The 15,261-nt window shown below is 73.8% G+C and carries 14 protein-coding genes and 1 riboswitch; of the genes, 5 read left to right on the top strand and 9 right to left on the bottom strand.

From position 1 onward, the window contains the following. Positions 1-65: 65 nt before the first annotated feature. The gene (locus AB0435_RS06420; protein WP_366005771.1) at positions 66-539 is read right to left on the bottom strand and encodes a C40 family peptidase; all 474 of its coding nucleotides are present in this window, start codon (positions 537-539) and stop codon (positions 66-68) included. A gap of 3 nt (positions 540-542) precedes the next feature. After that, positions 543-720, bottom strand: a riboswitch (cyclic di-AMP (ydaO/yuaA leader). Positions 721-1,050: 330 nt separating this feature from the next. Here AB0435_RS06420 and AB0435_RS06415 point away from each other — a divergent pair. Then, on the top strand, positions 1,051-2,133 hold the full coding sequence (locus AB0435_RS06415) for a glutamate--cysteine ligase (RefSeq protein WP_366005772.1): 1,083 nt from the start codon (positions 1,051-1,053) through the stop codon (positions 2,131-2,133). Positions 2,134-2,164: 31 nt separating this feature from the next. On the opposite strand, the gene AB0435_RS06410 is transcribed toward AB0435_RS06415, so the two are convergent. Further along, the gene (locus AB0435_RS06410) at positions 2,165-3,397 is read right to left on the bottom strand and encodes a hypothetical protein (RefSeq protein ID WP_366005773.1); all 1,233 of its coding nucleotides are present in this window, start codon (positions 3,395-3,397) and stop codon (positions 2,165-2,167) included. A 482-nt stretch (positions 3,398-3,879) separates the two neighbouring features. Here AB0435_RS06410 and AB0435_RS06405 point away from each other — a divergent pair, with 482 nt between their 5' ends. Together AB0435_RS06405 and AB0435_RS06400 are read left to right on the top strand one after the other, a co-directional pair. Then, on the top strand, positions 3,880-4,704 hold the full coding sequence (locus tag AB0435_RS06405) for a helix-turn-helix domain-containing protein (RefSeq protein ID WP_366005774.1): 825 nt from the start codon (positions 3,880-3,882) through the stop codon (positions 4,702-4,704). Between the two features lie 118 nt (positions 4,705-4,822). Beyond that, on the top strand, positions 4,823-5,830 hold the full coding sequence (locus tag AB0435_RS06400; protein ID WP_366005775.1) for a PhlD: 1,008 nt from the start codon (positions 4,823-4,825) through the stop codon (positions 5,828-5,830). A 46-nt stretch (positions 5,831-5,876) separates the two neighbouring features. Here AB0435_RS06400 and AB0435_RS06395 read toward each other — a convergent pair whose 3' ends face one another. Then, complete coding sequence (locus tag AB0435_RS06395; RefSeq protein ID WP_366005776.1) at positions 5,877-7,430, bottom strand: MFS transporter; 1,554 nt, start codon at positions 7,428-7,430, stop codon at positions 5,877-5,879. A gap of 203 nt (positions 7,431-7,633) precedes the next feature. Here AB0435_RS06395 and AB0435_RS06390 point away from each other — a divergent pair, with 203 nt between their 5' ends. Beyond that, positions 7,634-9,196 carry an FAD/NAD(P)-binding protein gene (locus AB0435_RS06390; protein WP_366005777.1) on the top strand — a complete coding sequence of 521 codons (1,563 nt, stop codon included), beginning with the start codon at positions 7,634-7,636 and terminating at the stop codon, positions 9,194-9,196. Between the two features lie 49 nt (positions 9,197-9,245). On the opposite strand, the gene AB0435_RS06385 is transcribed toward AB0435_RS06390, so the two are convergent. The 3 genes from AB0435_RS06385 to AB0435_RS06375 all read right to left on the bottom strand — a co-directional run bounded on the left by AB0435_RS06385 (position 9,246) and on the right by AB0435_RS06375 (position 12,087). Continuing rightward, positions 9,246-9,896, bottom strand: a complete 651-nt coding sequence (locus AB0435_RS06385; protein ID WP_366005778.1) for a response regulator transcription factor — start codon at positions 9,894-9,896, stop codon at positions 9,246-9,248. Between the two features lie 99 nt (positions 9,897-9,995). Further along, positions 9,996-11,306, bottom strand: coding sequence for a histidine kinase (locus AB0435_RS06380; protein WP_366426343.1), 1,311 nt, complete (start codon positions 11,304-11,306; stop codon positions 9,996-9,998). Positions 11,307-11,361: 55 nt separating this feature from the next. After that, positions 11,362-12,087 (bottom strand): polysaccharide deacetylase family protein, encoded by a 726-nt coding sequence (locus AB0435_RS06375; protein ID WP_366426342.1) that lies wholly within the window; start codon positions 12,085-12,087, stop codon positions 11,362-11,364. Positions 12,088-12,214: 127 nt separating this feature from the next. Here AB0435_RS06375 and AB0435_RS06370 point away from each other — a divergent pair, with 127 nt between their 5' ends. Next, a complete protein-coding gene (locus AB0435_RS06370) occupies positions 12,215-12,616 on the top strand; it encodes a YchJ family metal-binding protein (protein ID WP_366005782.1) in 402 nt (133 codons plus the stop codon). Between the two features lie 223 nt (positions 12,617-12,839). Here AB0435_RS06370 and AB0435_RS06365 read toward each other — a convergent pair whose 3' ends face one another. From AB0435_RS06365 to AB0435_RS06355, 3 genes are read right to left on the bottom strand one after another with little or no spacing between them, the layout of a single operon-like run. Then, entirely contained in the window at positions 12,840-13,676 is an 837-nt protein-coding gene (locus tag AB0435_RS06365) for an endo alpha-1,4 polygalactosaminidase (protein WP_366426341.1), read from the bottom strand. Continuing rightward, on the bottom strand, positions 13,673-14,356 hold the full coding sequence (locus AB0435_RS06360) for a spherulation-specific family 4 protein (RefSeq protein WP_366426340.1): 684 nt from the start codon (positions 14,354-14,356) through the stop codon (positions 13,673-13,675). Before AB0435_RS06360 ends, AB0435_RS06365 begins: the two co-directional genes overlap by 4 nt. Further along, the gene (locus AB0435_RS06355; protein ID WP_366426339.1) at positions 14,353-15,255 is read right to left on the bottom strand and encodes an NAD(P)-dependent oxidoreductase; all 903 of its coding nucleotides are present in this window, start codon (positions 15,253-15,255) and stop codon (positions 14,353-14,355) included. Before AB0435_RS06355 ends, AB0435_RS06360 begins: the two co-directional genes overlap by 4 nt. Positions 15,256-15,261: the final 6 nt, after the last annotated feature.

Genomic DNA, 15,261 nt, shown 5'->3' with positions numbered 1-15,261 from the left:
CTCCGGCACACGGCCCCCGTGCGCGCCTCACGGCGCCGGGGGCCGTCTCCCGTGGTGCGCCGGGGTCAGTTGACGCGGCCGTACCAGACGCTGTTGCTCCAGATCTTCTCCAGCCGGACGGACGCGCCGGGCTTGGGCGAGTGCCAGATCTTGTTGTCCCCGGCGTAGATGCCCACGTGGTAGACGTTGCTGCCGGAGTGGAAGAAGACCAGGTCACCGGTCTGACGGGAGCCGGCGGAGAGGTGCCGGGTCTTGTTGTACTGGTCCTGCGCGGTGCGCGGCAGGTTCTTGCCGACCTTCTTGAACGAGTAGAGCGTCAGGCCCGAGCAGTCGAAGCGGCTGGGGCCCGCGGCGCCGTACTGATAGGGCGAGCCCTTCTTGGAGGCGGCGACCTTCAGCGCGGCCTGGCCCGGGGTCGCCGCCTGGGCGTCGGCCGCCACTCCGGGCAGCAGCATCGAGGCGGTGACGGTGGCGGCGGTGAGGACGGTCGCGGCGCCGGCCCGGGACACGAGCGTGGATATGCCGGGGAACGCAGACATGTCAAACCCTTCGTCATCCGCCTGCGAAAGATGACCTGTCGGGTTCGGGCTGTCGAAGTCGCCCGGCCACATCCGTGGCTTCACCCCAAGGACCACCGCCATCGTGGTCCGCCGTACCTGGGTCTCCCGCTCCTGCCGATCCAGTCGGTCTGCTCCGCACCCGGAACGGCGGCAGGACTCGGCGTCCGCCCGGGGTGCCCGTCTCGGTGACGGGATCTTGTGTTCGAGTGACGATCCTGCATCACGAAGTCCCGGAAACCGGAGCCGGAACGGCTTTCTGTGAACTTCTTCACTTCACGTCATTCATGGAACCGGGGCGCATTTACGGCGCACGGAAATCAGGCAACTCCTTTTGGCTCTTGGGAGTTGAGGTAATCCGGAGACTGAAATCCGGTCACCCGGCTCCGTTCCGCGGCCGGTACGCGCGGGAGGGCGGACGTCTTTGCGTCAGAAACACGCGACCGCGGGGAGCGCGCGGTTCACCGCGACAGCGCGAGGGTAGCCCTACGGCATGCTCACCCTAGGGATCGAGGAGGAGTATCTTCTGCTCGACCCGGCCACCGCACTGCCCGTTCCGAAGGCGGAGCAGGTCTGCGCAGCGGTGGACCTGGAGCCGGTCGTGCACGAGCGGGAGATTCAGGCGGAGTTGTTGCAGGCCCAGGTGGAAGTGGCCACTCCGGTCTGCGCCGACCTCGCGGAGGCGAGCGGGCACCTGCTGCGGCTGCGCCACGCCGTGAGCTCCGCCGCCAAGCGGAGCGGCTGCCGGATCGCTGCGTCCGGCACGTCACCCCGCGCGGGCCTGGTGCCCGTACCCGTCACCCGGCACCCGCGCTATCTGGCGATGCGCGGCCGGGCGGCCCAACTGGTCGACGAACAGCTGGTCAACGGGATGCACGTGCATGTCGCCATCCCCGACCGGGAGATGGGCGTCGCCGTACTCAACCGCGTCCGCCCCTGGCTGCCGGTGCTGGTGGCCATGGCGGCCAACTCACCGATGTGGCACGGCCACGACACCGGCTTCGCCAGTTGGCGCACCGTGGTCTACAGCCGCTGGCCCGTCAGCGGGCCGCCCCCGCACTTCACCGATCTCGCCGACTACGAGGAGCGTATCCAGGCGCTCTTCGTCGCCGGGGCGATCAGCGACCGGGGGCAGCTGTACTGGCAGGCCAGGCTGTCCGACCGCTATCCCACGATCGAGGTGCGCTGCCTGGACGTCCAGCTGCGCGCCGACGAGGCCGTGATGCTCGCCGGGATCGTGCGCGGCATGGTGGCGACCGCCATCCGCGACGAGAAGAGCGGCCGCCGGACGGCGTACTGCCCGCCGGAGCTGCTCAGCGCCTCGAACTGGCACGCCGCCCGGCACGGCCTTGAGGACATGCTCGTCGACCCCGAGGGCAAGCGCCGCGGCGCCGAGGAGGTCGTCCACGCCCTGCTCGGGCACATCGGGCAGGCGCTGGAGGAGGCCGGTGACCTCCACCAGGTGAGCTCACTGGTCCACCGGCTGCTGCGGCGGGGCACCCCGGCGGACCGGCAGCGCCGGGTGCTGGCGGCGGACGGCATCAAGGCCCTCACCGATCTCATCACCGAACCGTGAGACCGGCGGCCACGAGCCGTGCGCCGCCGGGTCAGTAGTGCGGGTCGCCCTCGATCCGCCCGCCCAGGGCACGGGCCGTGGCCGGCAGGTGGCGGACGCGGGTGGCCAGGAGCAGGACGGCGAGGCCCAGATACACGTAGGTCATGAGGAGCCGGGCGGACTCGCCCGGCAGGGCGAACTGCACCGCGAAGAGGACGAAGAGGCCGGCGGCCTGGAGGCGGACGAACCGCAGGCCGAGCAGGACCACCACGGCGAGGACGGTCTGGGCGGCGGTCAGGGCGACCTCGTCGACCTGGCGGGTCACCAGCGGCAGGGCCGCTCCCCCGCCGCCCAGCGCGTGGGCCAGCGGCAGACAACCGACCAGCAGCGTCCACTGGTTGACCTTGCTGGACAGCAGCGCGCCGAGTCCGTCGCTCGCCCGCAGCCGCCATGCGAAGACCACGGCGACGATGAGCTCCGGGGCCTCGGAGGCCAGCGGGGCGAGCCACTGGACCAGGACGAAACGGTCGATGCCGAGCGAGGCCCCCGCCTCCACCAGGCCGTTGGCGAAGGGCTCCGCGCAGGCGAAGACCACGGCCGCGGCGGCGGCGAACAGCGCCGCGGTGGTGACGCGGCGTACGGTCCGGGGCAGCGTGGCGAGCCGCGCGGGGACCCCGACGAGCTCCTCCATCTCCCCCGAGCCGCACTTGCCGATCCGGTAGAGGTAGTAGCCGTACCAGGGGACCAGCACCACCGGGACGTACCAGCCGATCTCCCGGGTCAGCGGCATCACGAAGGCGAACACGGCGGCCACCGCGAGGAACGCGACGTCGATGCGCCGGTGCGGCTCCAGCACGATCCCGGTGTCCGGCAGGGACCGGCGGCGCAGCGCGAGCGTCGAGGCGAGCGCGACCAGCGGCCAGCCGACGCCCACGAGCAGCCTGTTGGCGCCGGTCATGTTGGCCGCGGCGTAGGCGGCGTACGAGGGGTCGGAGCCGGCCGCGTAGGCGAAGTAGAGGTCGACGGCGTATTCGGGCAGCACCGCGATGAAGGCCAGCAGGGCAAGGGCGAGCGCGCCGGCCATGTCGGCGCGGGCGGTCTCGGCCGCCCACATCAGCAGCAGCGCCGAACACAGCACACCCAGGCCGAAGACGGCCACGGCCCAGCCGGGCGCGAGCTCCGTGCCGCTCAGGCGCAGCACGGCCGCGGGGACCGCGCCCGCGCAGGTGACACCGATCCGGGCGGCACTCGCCGCGGCGGAGGGAATCCCCCGGGTCTCGCGCATGGCGGGCTCCTTCGCGTCGCGCCTGTACCGCCGATCTATCAGCAGGCACCGGTGGTGCGGCGCGGACAGCCCGGCGCGGGGCCGGGCGACGCCCGTTCGGAGCAGACGGGCAGCGGGTCGTACGAAGAGGCGGCACTCGGAAAGACACTCAGAGGTGGCACTCAAAGGGAGGCGCGGGACGGGGCACGGCCCCGCCGTTCCTATAACGCCGCTCGCGGAAGTTGCGGGCGGATGTTCCCCGCCCACTGCTGTCCCTGTCGGTCGGTCAGCGCACGCATGGTGTCCCCCTCCCTCCAGCTCCCTCACGACCACCTGTTGTGGTGAAGTCGGCCAGGTCAGCGGCACCCCCGTGGCTGCTGACCCGTGGGTCGATCATGCAGCAGGGATGCGATCATTTCTGCGGAGAACTTTTTGCAGGAAAAAGTGACCCATCAAATCGGCTTCCCCTTGCGGCGCCGTTCGTGATATTGGGGAGAGTTCCGTTGGACAAGGAAGCCCTACAGGCATTGCTCCGCGAACGCCGGGGCCGGATCGCTCCGGAGGACCACGGACTCGTCCGTCCGTCCCGCCAGGGCAGGCGCGCACCGGGGCTGACCCAGAGCCAGATCGACCAGCTGCTGCACCGTACCCACGGCACGTTCAACCGGCTGGAGACGGGCGCGTACCCCAACCCGCCGGAGGACCTGCTGCGCGACGTCGCGCGGCTGCTCGCGTTCACCGAGCACGAGTGGACGTCGCTGTGGCTCTACGCCGTGCACCGCCACCCGCCCTACCCGCTGCACCAGCGCTCGGGCACGGAGGTGCCCCGGGCCTGGCAGGACGTCGTCGAGGGCCAGTCCCACATGGCCTACATCAACGACCAGTCCTGGCGGGTGCTCGCGCACAACCAGGCGTTCGCGGAGATGTTCCCACGCCGCGAGGTGCCGGAGAACACAATGCGGTGGATGACGCTCCACCCGGAGGCCCGCACGGTCCTGACCGGCTGGCAGGAGCACTGGGTGCCGATGATCCTGCCGCAGATGCGCGCGGCCGTGGCGGCGCTGCCCCACGACGAGACGCTCGCCGAGCTGGAGGCGGACATCCTCGCCGACCCGGTGGTGGGGCCGCTCTACGAGGCGGGCGGCCGGGCGTACGTCCACCCTGACGGCGACGAACGGCCGCTGCTGCACCCGGTGCAGGGCCCCGGCTGGGTGTCGCTGTGCAGCGCGGAGCCGCTCGCGTCACCGCGTGCCCGGCTTATGGTGCTGGTCTTCCGTCCCGGTGAACGGAGCGGACCGACCCGCCGGCCCATGCTGCACGCAGGATGACCGCGGGGCGGCCCGCGCCGGGCACCGCCCCCGACCCAGGCCGGACGCCGCCCCGACCCGTGGAGGTCCCGTGACATCGCACGTCTCGCCCCCCGCCATAGCCCTCCCCCGTCACCGTGTGACCACCGAGGACATCTGTGCCGACATCCGTGAGCACCACGCGGACCATCCGCGGCTGGACTCCGTGCTGCGCGTCGTCCACGCCACCGGTGTCCGTACCCGGCGGTTCACGCAGCCCCTGGACTCGCCCACGGTCTCCGGCACCGCGTCGGTGGAGGAGCGCAACCGGGTGGCGTTCGCCGACTCCGCCGAACTGGCCGCGCGGGCCGCGCGGACCGCGCTCGCGGACACCGGGCTCGAACCGTCGGACATCGACTGCGTCGTCACGAGCCACTCCACCTCGTGGGCCGTGCCGGGCCTGGACATCCACCTCATCGGCGCGCTCGGGCTGCGCGCCGACGTGCGCCGGGTCCCCATGACGTCCCTCGGCTGCGTGGGCGGGGCCCAGGCCCTGGTCCGCGCCACCGACCACGTGCGGGCGCACCCGGGGAGCCGGGTCCTGGTGGTCGTCGCGGAGACCATCAGCACGATCTACAACCACCGCAACACCGCCTTCGAATCGATGATCTACAAGGCGCTGTTCGGCGACGGCGCCGGTGCCTGTGTCGTCACCGACGCCCCGCTCGGGCCCGGCCTGTGCGTCGAGGACACGTGGGAGTACCTGCTGCCCGACAGCGGCAGCCGCTACCGGGGGCGGCTCGACGACGCCGGTCTGCACTTCGACTCCACCCGTGAGGCCGCCGAGGCCACCGGCGACGTGATGCCCGCCCTGGGCGCCTGGCTGGAGACCGTGCAGGCACCGCCCGCCGAACCGCAGTGGGCGGTCGTCCATCCCGGCGGGCCGCGCGTCCTCGACGACACCGCGCGGGGCCTCGGCGTCGACGCGAAGATGCTGCGGCACTCGTGGAACAGCTTGGCGGAGAACGGGAACCTGGGCGGCGTCGCCGTCCTCGACGTCCTCGCCCGCACGCACGAGGACCCGCCGTGCGACGGCGAGCGGGGGTTGCTGCTGTCCTTCGGGCCGGGCTTCCTGGCGGCCGCGTGCCGCGGCACTTGGCGCGCGTGAGGAACCGTCCGGTCCCCGCCGCCGGGCGGGCCCGCCCGGCGGCGGGTCAGTGTGCCGAGTCCGCGCGGAAGTGCTTCGGGACCAGCACCGCCGCCAGGACCACCGCCACCGCGACGATGCCCACGCACACCATCGCGGTGGTGGTCAGCGCGTCGTTGAACGCCGAGCGCGCCGCCGCCCGCAGGGCCCGGCCCACCGCGCTGCCGGTGCCGAAGGAGCGGGCCACCTCGTCGGCGCCGCCCACCGACTGCCGCGCGGTCGCCAGGTCCGCGCCCCGCACCTCGGCGGGCAGACCGGTCATCCGGGAGCGGAACAGCGTGGTGTGGATGCTGCCGAGCAGGGCCACGCCGAAGCCGATGCCCAGTTCGTAGGCGCTCTCGGAGACCGCGCCCGCCTGGCCCGCGCGCTCGGGGCGCACGGCGGAGACCATCACCGCCGCGGAGGCGGTGATGGCCATGCCGTCGCCGATGCCGAAGGTGACCAGGGCGACCGCCACCACGCCGTAGGCCAGGGGCTGCGGAGCCGCGGCCAGCACGGCGAAGCCGCACAGCAGCGCGGCCAGACCGGCCGTCAGCACGGTCCGCACCCCGATCCGGCGCAGCAGCCAGGGCGTCGCCAGGGACGAGGCGAGCAGGGCGAGGGCGACGGGCAGTGTCCGCAGCCCGGCCGCCAGGGCGTCGTAGCCGCGGACGTACTGGAGCCAGAGGGAGATCAGGAAGAGGGCGGCGCCGATCGCCATCATGGCCGTCAGTGTGGCGAGCGCGGCGGCCAGGAAGGGGCGGCTAGCGAAGAGCCTGACGTCCAGCAGCGGGTCCGCGGCGACCAGTTGGCGGCGTACGAACCAGGTGAGCGCCGCCAGGCCGACCAGCAGCGCGGCCAGGTCGGCGGGCCGGAAGCCGCCCGCCAGGTGCTTGATGCCCCAGGCGGTGGCGATGACTCCGGCGACGGACAGCACGGCGGACCACAGGTCGAGGGCGTGGTGCGAGGGGCTGCGGTATTCGGGGAGCAGCAGCACGGCCGCGACGACGGTGATCACGACGACGGGCACGTTCACCCAGAACGCCGCCGACCAGGAGAAGGCGTTCACCAGCGCACCGCCGACCAGGGGGCCGATCGCGGCGCCCGCGCCCGCGACGGCGGCCCAGATCCCGATCGCCTGGGTGCGCTCGTGGGCGTCGGTGAAGATGGTGCGGATCAGGGAGAGGGTGGACGGCATCACCATGGCTCCGCCGATGGCGAGCAGCACCCGGCCGGCGATCAGCTGGAGGACGCTCTCGGTGATCCCGGCGGTGGCGGCGAGCACCGAGGCCGCCCCGAAGACGGAGAACCCCGCGACGAACAGCAGCTTCCGGCCCACCCGGTCGCCCACGGCGCCCGCGGTGACGAGCAGCCCGCCCAGCACCAGGCCGTAGATGTCGATGATCCAGAGCTGTTGCAGGGCGTCCGGCCGCATGTCCTTGATGAGGGACGGCAGGGCCACGTTGAGGATGGTGGCGTCCATGGCCACCAGCAGGAGGCTGGCGCACAGGACCGCGAGCATCGCCCAGCGGGCGGGGTCGGCCGCCTCCGGGCCGGGGGCGGTGCCAGGGCCGTGGTCCACGCGGTGTCCCGTCCCTTCCGGGGATCACGTGCCCCACCGGTGACGTCGACGGGGCGGCGGGTGTGTGGTGTGCGCCGCCCCGCAACGGAACCTAACCCCTCGGCCCACGGGCCGCATCCCGGGACTTTTCCGCCGCTGTCGACGGCGGTGGGTTCCGCCGGACGGCGGGCTGGGCAGGGTGCTCTACGGAAAGGGAGGTGTCCGTGGGACGCATCGCCGAGTCCGCCTCCGGGCGGGACGCCGGGCCCGACGGCGAGCAGGAGCGGGGGCCCGGCGGCGGGCGTCCGGGGCGCACCGTGGCGGTCGTCGGCGGCGGGGTCGCCGGGACCAGCGTCATCCTCCACCTGGTGCGTACGCTCCTCGAACCCTCCGGTGGGGCCGGGCGCGGCCCCGTCGGCTCCGTTCTCCTCATCGACCCCCAGCCCGCCGGGTGGGGGCTCGCCTTCGGGGACACCGACCCGCTGCTGTTGTGCAACACGGCCGTCGACATCAACTCCCTGCTCGCGGACCGGCCCTTCGACTTCGTCACCTACCTCCGGCAGCACGGCTGGACCGGTGGCGAGAAGGACTGCGTGCCCCGCGCCCGGATGGCCGAGTACTGCCACGACCGCTACACCTGGGCCCGGGAGCGGGCGGCGGCCCACGGCATCGACGTACGGCAGGTGCGCGGCACGGCCGCCTCGATCGAGGCGCGGGGCGCGGAAGGGCTGCGGATCCGGCTGGACGACGGGCGGGTGGTACGGGCCGACGGCGTCGTCGTCTGCACCGGCGTGCACCGCCCCCGCACCCCTGACGGCTTCGCCGCCTTCGCCGCTCACCCCCGCTATCTGGACAGCCCCTACCCGGCCGCCCGGATCCGCGCGCTGCGCCCGGACTCGCGGGTGCTGGTGGTCGGCAGTCACCAGTCGGCGGTCGACGCCTCGTTGCTGCTGTGCCGGGACGGGCACCGCACGACGGTGACCTCGCCGTCGGGTCTGCTGCCCGCCGTGCGGGTGTCGCTGGCCGCGCCCGTACGGGACTTCCCGCCGCTGGCCCGGATCGCCCGGCTCGACCCCGCCGACCCCCTGCTGGAGGAGCGGCTGGTCCGCTGCGTGGTGGAGGCCGTCCGGCTGCTCGGTCCGCTGCCGCTGCGACGGCAGACCTCGCGGGCGGCCGACCCCGTGCGGCGGCTGCGGGAGGAGACGGCGCTGATGGAGGAGGGGGCCTGCCGGTGGGCCGGGGTGATGGTGCCCCTGATCGAGGCCGTGATCGCCCTCGCGCCCGCGCTGCCGCCGGCCCGCCGCGGGGAACTGGCGGCGCGCTTCGGCTGGTTCACCGGGCGCTACGCCACCGCTGTGACCGCGGTCAACGCCCGCCGTCTGCTGGCCTGTTTCGACTCGGGCGCGCTGCGGATGGCAGCGTCCTATCCGTCCGCCGTGACCTTCGCCGAAGGTGCCTGGCGGGTGGCGGCGCCGGACGGGCGGGTGGAGCGGTTCGACTCCTTCGACTACATCGTCAACGCCACCGGCTATCACCCGCCGGTGCTCCACTGGGACCGCGCGGGCTCCGCGCTGCACCTGGGCGATCCGCCCGCGCACGCCACGGCCGTCGATCGTCTGGAGGGCGACCTGCGGGTCCGCCGGGCGGCCGGGGCGGCGCCGGAGCGGGTCTGGGTGGTGGGGGTGGGGACGCATGTCCGTATCCCGTTCGCGAACCACCTGCGCAATGTGGTGCGGCAGGCGCGGCAGGTCGCGCGGGAGCTGGCGGGCGCGGAGGTGGCCATCTGAAGGGGCGGGCGCGGGGGCGGGCGCGGGGTCGCCGGGTCCCGGGGGCGCGCTATTCCAGCAGGCCGCGCCGCATCGCCTCGGCGACGGCGGCCGCCCGGTCGGACACCCCGAGCTTCTCGTAGAGCCGCTGGGTGTGGGTCTTGACGGTGCTCGCGCCCAGATAGAGCTCCGCGGCCACCTGGGGGATGCTCTTGCCGTCGGCGAAGCCGTGCAGCACCTGCCGTTCGCGCTCGGAGAGGACCGTGGTGTCCCGGTCCGCGCGCAGCCGGATCTCGTCGACGAGCCCTCCGGCGAGATCCTCCGAGACCACCTGCTTGCCGCTCGCGACCTTCAGGACGGCGTCGACGATCTCGGCCCGCTTGGCGTCCTTGGCGAGATAGCCCGCGGCTCCCTCCTCCACGGCCCGGTAGACCACGGCGGCCTCCGTCGTGGCGGAGAGCAGGATGGCGCGGGTCGGCACCCGGTCGCGGACGAGGGCGCGCACGACGTCGATGCCGTCCAGGGTGGGGATGCGGTAGTCGATCAGGGCGACCTGCGGCTCCAGTTCCCGGATCACCCGGAGCGCCTCCGCGCCGTCCCCGGTCTCGGCCACCACCTCGATCCGGCCGCTCAGCCGCAGCCCGCGGGCGATGCCCTCGCGGTAGACGGGGTGGTCGTCGGCAACGACGACGGTCACCGGCGCACCGGCATCGGACTCCATACGACCGTCCTCCCGCACGCGTGCCGCCCCGCACGGCGGCTCGATCCCCCTCGCTCCACCATAGGACGGTTTCGACTGGTACGGCGGGGTGCGGCTCCCTCAGCCCGGGGCCCCGCGGATCCGGGCCGCGGCGCGGGCCACCCCGGTGAGCCACGCCTCGGCGTCGACGATCAGCAGGACCTGGGTGTCGGGGGTGCCGGGCGGCCGGTTCTCGACGTGGCGCAGCGGGGCGGAGGCGTCCGGCGGGCAGACGGCCGGGGGCATCTGTGCGAGGCCCGGCCCGTCGGCACCGTCACCGGCCCGCAGCGCCTCCGCCGCCCGGAGGACCTCCGCCGCCACCCGCTCGGCCAGGCCGTCCAGTTCGGCGGCGGCTTCCGGTGGCAGCGGCCCTTCCTGACGACTCGTCAGCATCTGGTCCGCGCCGTGCACCATGTCGTAGCCGACGGTCAGCACCGCCTCCCAGGACCGGTCCGGAGGACGCCGGACCCCGCACTCCAGGTGGTACTGGGCCGAGGACGCCTCCGCGAAGTACATCGCGTGGCGCACGGGCAGCAGCGGGTCGGGCGGGCCCGGCGCGCCGCCGAGCCGGGCGGCGGGCAGGCCCGCGGTGGCGAGGATCTGCGGGTGCAGATCGAAGATGATCTCGCGCATCTCCTTGACGGTCCCGCGCACGCCCGCCTGGGCGCGGGCCAGGGCCTCCGCCCCGGGCTCCGCGTGCGCGCCCTCCACCTCCTCCAGGTCGTGGAGGGCGGCGAGCAGCGTCTGCACGGCGCCGTCGTGCAGCGCGTCGGCGAGGTCAGAGCGCTCGCGGGTCTCGGCGGCGAGCGCGTCGTCGAGCAGCAGCTCACGGGTGTCCAGCAGTTCGGAGACCCGCTGGGTGCGCCGCTGGAGCAGCACCGTGATGAGCGTGCACACGCCCGTGATCCACAGGACGTACGTCTCGTCCACGACGACCGCCCACGCGCCCGCGGAGCGCGGCGAGAGCAACTGCCGCAGGGACATCAGGGCGTAGGCCGTCATGCCGGCGAGGCAGAGTGCGGCGGTCACCCTCGGCATCTGCCACAGGACGGTGGCCAGGGGCCAGATGAAGAAGGCGTAGCGGACCGGTGAGTCGGCTCCGCCGGAGAGCGCGGCCAGGGCGGTGATCAGCACCAGGTCGACGGCCAGGACGAGCACGGCGCCGCGCACGCGGGTGACCGGGCGGCGGTGGGCGCCCGCCAGGCGGAGGAACGACCAGGCGACGTACGCGACGAGCAGCCCGTCGAACCAGGAGCGGTAGAAGAAGTCCGCGTTCGCGTGCTGCCCCGCCAGGAAGAGCGGGATGAAGAAGGGGACCCGGATCCAGGCGACGTAGCGGGAGGACTGGGCGATCATCTCGCCGGTCTGCGCCTCGCGCCAGCGGGTGGTCATCGCGCTTCGTCCTCGGTCTCCGGTGGGCCCGAACGGCGGTCGGCCGCAGGTGCGTTCAGCAGTTCAGTGGTACGGGGATGTTCCGCGAGGTCGGTCCCGTGTCGCGGCACAGCCGGTAGCCCTCGTCGCGGAGGTCGTCGATGATCCCCGGCACGGCGTCGGGGAAGCGCGTGAAGAGGTGCCCGAGGATCACTCCGCCCCGCTTGTCCGCCGCGGGTGCCTGGCGGACGCGCGCCCGCAGGGTGTCCGTGCCGGGGAAGCTCCCCGCGCTGTCGTCCCAGTCGAGCGTGTCCACGGTCCAGGTGCAGACGCGGTAGCCGAGTTCGGAGGCGATGCGGGTCTCCCGGGCCCCGTAGTTGCCATAAGGGGGCCGGAACAGTGTGCTGTCCAGGCCGTCGCGGATCTCGGCGCGGGCGTCCGCCTCGGAGAGGTCGGGCAGGTTCCGGTGGGAGTAGGTGTGGTTGCCGACCCAGTGGCCCTGCTCGCGCAGAGTGTCGACGACGTGCGGGTTCCGGGAGGCGAATTCGTTGATGAGGAAGAACGCGGCCCGGATGCCCCGGCTCGCCAGATAGTCCCCCACCTCCACGGCGAGGTCGGGGTCGTCGTAGGCCCAGTCGTCGAAGGACAGCAGCACTCTTCCGGAGGTGTTGCCGCAGCGCTGCTGGTCGTACGGAGCGGCCCGGTGCGGACCGGCGGTGCCGGTGGCCGGGGTGAGGGCCAGCGCCAGGGCGGCCAGGGCCGCGACCAGCGCGACGCGCTTGCTCGTGCGATGACAGGACATCCGGAGGGCTCCTCTGCAGGCCGCCGTGAGGGTCCGATCATCCCGGTGGCCGGGCCGCGCCGCCAGCAGCGAGGACGCGTGTCGGCCCGCGCGGCGCGGGGCCCCCGCCGGCGTGGACAATCGGGGGATGTCCAACACACGCACCACCGACCTCACCGGCGACTGCCCCTGCGGTCTCGGCAAGCCCTACGGCGAATGCTGCGGCGCCCTCCACCGGGGCGCCAGGACCGCGGCCACCGCCGAGGCACTCATGAGGTCCCGTTACAGCGCGTTCGCCGTGCACGACGCCCCCTACCTGCTGCGGTCCTGGCACCCGGGCACGCGCCCGGAGAGCATCGACTTCGACCCGGAGCAGCGGTGGACCCGCCTGGAGATCCTCGGCACGACGGGCGGCACGGCGTTCCACAACGAGGGCACCGTGGAGTTCCGCGCCCACTTCACCGCTCGGGGCCGCGCGGGCGACCAGCACGAGAACAGCAGCTTCGCCCGCGTCGACGGCGAGTGGGTCTACGTGGACGCGATCGACTGACGGCGGGGCGGGGCGCGTCGCCCGCACCACTGTCGCGTGGCGGCGTCCTCGATCGCCGGACAGGCCGGTCGGTCGTCGGGCACGGGCTCGATTGCGCACCCACATCAGCCAACTCAAGCCCGTCCGGCGCTTGAGGACACCGCCGCGCAGCGGTGGTGCGGACGACGACCATCCGCAGAACCGACCACGAGATCCGTCGGACAGGCCCTGGCAGCGCAGCGCATCAGCACGGCTGGCGCCACGCGTCCAGCGCCAGCCGTTTGCGCATCGAGCTCAGTCCGAGGCTCTTCGCCTCGTGGCAGAAGTCGCCCGGGTCCAGCTCGTACTCCACGTGGAACACCGCCTTCCCCCTCTTGACGAACGGCGTCAGCGCGTCGCACTCCTCGTACTGCGCGCACTGCTCGTTCACGGCGAAGTCGAAGTCGGAGACCAGCGCCGGGATCTGTTCGAGGTCGTTCTTGAGCCCGACGGCCAGGCCGCGGTCGTGGGCCAGCCGCGCGAGCATGCGGTTGAAGGCGAGCTGGTCGGCGGCCGTCAGGGGGAAGCCGGTGTGGTTACGGAAGCCCTCCGTCAGATCCGGTTCGACCGCGTCGAAGCCCTTCTTCCGGCACATGTCGAAGCGTGCGGCCATGAGCGGGCGGAGGGTGTCGAGGCGGCGGATGTCCAGCCACTTCTCGCCCTTCCAGCCCTTGTTCTGGTCGCCGAGCAGCGACTTCGGGAAGGCGCTCCGGTCGGGCCGGAAGTCCTCCCACGCACCGGCGTTGACGTAGCAGATCACCTTCCGGCCGCGCGCGTGGAGCTCCGCCACGACCTTCGCGGAGTTCTCGAACCCGTCGATGTCGTAGACGGGGACGTCCACGCCCGTGTCGACCTTCCCGTCGAGCTGCCACTGCCAGCGGGTGCCGGGGCGGGGCTGCCAGCGGCCGGACGGCGGGCTCGTGGTGCGGCCGGTCGGGCCCGCGTCGTCGTCCGGCTCCGCCTGCGGGGAGCCGTCGGCCGAGCAGCCCGCGAGTACGAGCAGCAGCACCGCCGACAGCGCTGCCCACCAGGTGCGTCTCATCGCCCTTCCCCCGCGGTCTCGGCCGTCCGGGGCACGGCCTGCCAGGGGTTGGGCCCCTCGCCCGGCACCGCGCAGTGCACCGCCGCTCCCCGGCGCTCGGCGGTGCGCGCCACCTGATCGGCGTGCTCGGGAGGCACTCCGTGGACGAGGTGGCAGAAGCGCTCCGGCGGGTGGTCGGCGGTCCAGACCGGGACCTCCGCCCGCCGGTACGCCTCCCAGTCGCCCTCGAAGGTGACGAGCAGGTCGGCGAGATGGGCGTAGCCGGGATCGGGGTGGACGCCGGGGTTGAGCACGGCCGTGCGCGCGCCCAGCGCCCTGGCGAGCAGCACCAGCCTGCGGTAACGGGGCAGCAGCGCCGGGTGGGCCGCGGCCTGGTCGAGGAAGACCCCGTCGACCTCGTACCACCTGCGGTGCCGGCGGATGTCGGCGACGACCTCACGGGCCGGGCGGTGGCCGTAGCCGGTGTCGGCGTAGCCGAACAGCGGGACGCCCGCGGCGCGCAGGCGCGCGGCCACCGCCGCGAAGGCGGGGTCGGGGCGGTGCCCCGGCCCGTCGGCGACGTTGAGCACCACTCCGCGCAGCGCGGGCGCGGCCGCCTCCAGCGCGGCCCACGCGCCGGGGTCGGCGGCGGGGTGGACGTACAGCGGAACGAGCAGTCGTGCCGTGGCCGTACGGTTCATGGGGCGGACTCCGGCGGTCGGGCCGTCCCGTCCCAGAGGTCGGTGAGGGACTCGGCCAGGGGGCGGCGCGGCAGCCAGTGCAACGCGCGCGCGGCGAGCGTGATGTCCGCCTGCTGCCAGGGTACGGCGGCGGAGCGGTGCGATCCGTCGCCGTCCTCGTCCAGCCGGCCGCGGAAGCCCGCGGCACGGATCAGTTCCTCGGCGAGCTCCCGGGCGGAACGGGCGGTCCCGCTGCCGATGTTGACGACGGGCGGCAGCGGCCCGGGGGCGGTGACGGCGCGGACGACGGCCTCGGCCACGTCGCGGGCGTCGACGAAGTCGCGGTGGGTGGAGAGGTCGCCGACCCGGACCCGGCCGTCGGGCCCGGCCCGGCGCAGCTCGGCGGCGAGCCGGCCGGGCAGCGAGGCGGCCGGCGCGCCCGGGCCGACGGGGTTGAACACCCGCAGGACGACGGCGTCGAGGCCGGATCCGGTGACCGCGAGGGTGCCCGCCAGCTTGGTGGCGCCGTAGAGCCCGGCCGGGCGGGTGGTGCCGGACTCGGCCAGCGGCGTACGGCCGTCGGTGGCGCCGTACTCGGCGGCGGAGCCGAGGTGGACCAGGCGCGCCCGGGGTGCGGCCTCGCGCAGTGCCTCGCAGAGGGCGGCGGGGCCGAGGGCGTTGGTCGCGGTGAGGGTCACGGGGCTGCCGCCGACCGCGCCCGCGCAGTTGACGACGGCGTCGGGGGCGGCGGCCCGCAGGGCGGGGGCGAGCCGGTCCGGGTCCGCGGTGGCCAGGTCGAAGGACAGCGCGGCACCCGGCCCGCGGCCGGCGTCGAGGACCTGCGCGCCCGGGAGGGCGCGCAGGCTCAGCGCGGCGTGCCGGCCCAGGAAGCCGGTGGCGCCCAGGACGAGAATGCGCATGCGGGC

The sequence above is a fragment of the Streptomyces sp. NPDC051173 genome, from assembly GCF_040689515.1.
In the GTDB taxonomy this organism is placed as follows: Bacteria; Actinomycetota; Actinomycetes; order Streptomycetales; family Streptomycetaceae; genus Streptomyces.
Note: the sequence above shows the minus strand (reverse complement) of the source record. Positions and strands in the feature narration are given on the sequence as shown.

What these genes read in the sequence shown, in the direction of transcription:
- AB0435_RS06385 (WP_366005778.1), bottom strand. Translation starts at nt 9,896, where the DNA reads ATGGAGTCCGATGCCGGTGCGCCGGTGACCGTCGTCGTTGCCGACGAC.
- AB0435_RS06360 (WP_366426340.1), bottom strand. Translation starts at nt 14,356, where the DNA reads ATGAACCGTACGGCCACGGCACGACTGCTCGTTCCGCTGTACGTCCAC.
- AB0435_RS06355 (WP_366426339.1), bottom strand. Translation starts at nt 15,255, where the DNA reads ATGCGCATTCTCGTCCTGGGCGCCACCGGCTTCCTGGGCCGGCACGCC.
- AB0435_RS06410 (WP_366005773.1), bottom strand. Translation starts at nt 3,397, where the DNA reads ATGCGCGAGACCCGGGGGATTCCCTCCGCCGCGGCGAGTGCCGCCCGG.
- AB0435_RS06420 (WP_366005771.1), bottom strand. Translation starts at nt 539, where the DNA reads ATGTCTGCGTTCCCCGGCATATCCACGCTCGTGTCCCGGGCCGGCGCC.
- AB0435_RS06370 (WP_366005782.1), top strand. Translation starts at nt 12,215, where the DNA reads ATGTCCAACACACGCACCACCGACCTCACCGGCGACTGCCCCTGCGGT.
- AB0435_RS06375 (WP_366426342.1), bottom strand. Translation starts at nt 12,087, where the DNA reads ATGTCCTGTCATCGCACGAGCAAGCGCGTCGCGCTGGTCGCGGCCCTG.
- AB0435_RS06365 (WP_366426341.1), bottom strand. Translation starts at nt 13,676, where the DNA reads ATGAGACGCACCTGGTGGGCAGCGCTGTCGGCGGTGCTGCTGCTCGTA.
- AB0435_RS06415 (WP_366005772.1), top strand. Translation starts at nt 1,051, where the DNA reads ATGCTCACCCTAGGGATCGAGGAGGAGTATCTTCTGCTCGACCCGGCC.
- AB0435_RS06380 (WP_366426343.1), bottom strand. Translation starts at nt 11,306, where the DNA reads ATGACCACCCGCTGGCGCGAGGCGCAGACCGGCGAGATGATCGCCCAG.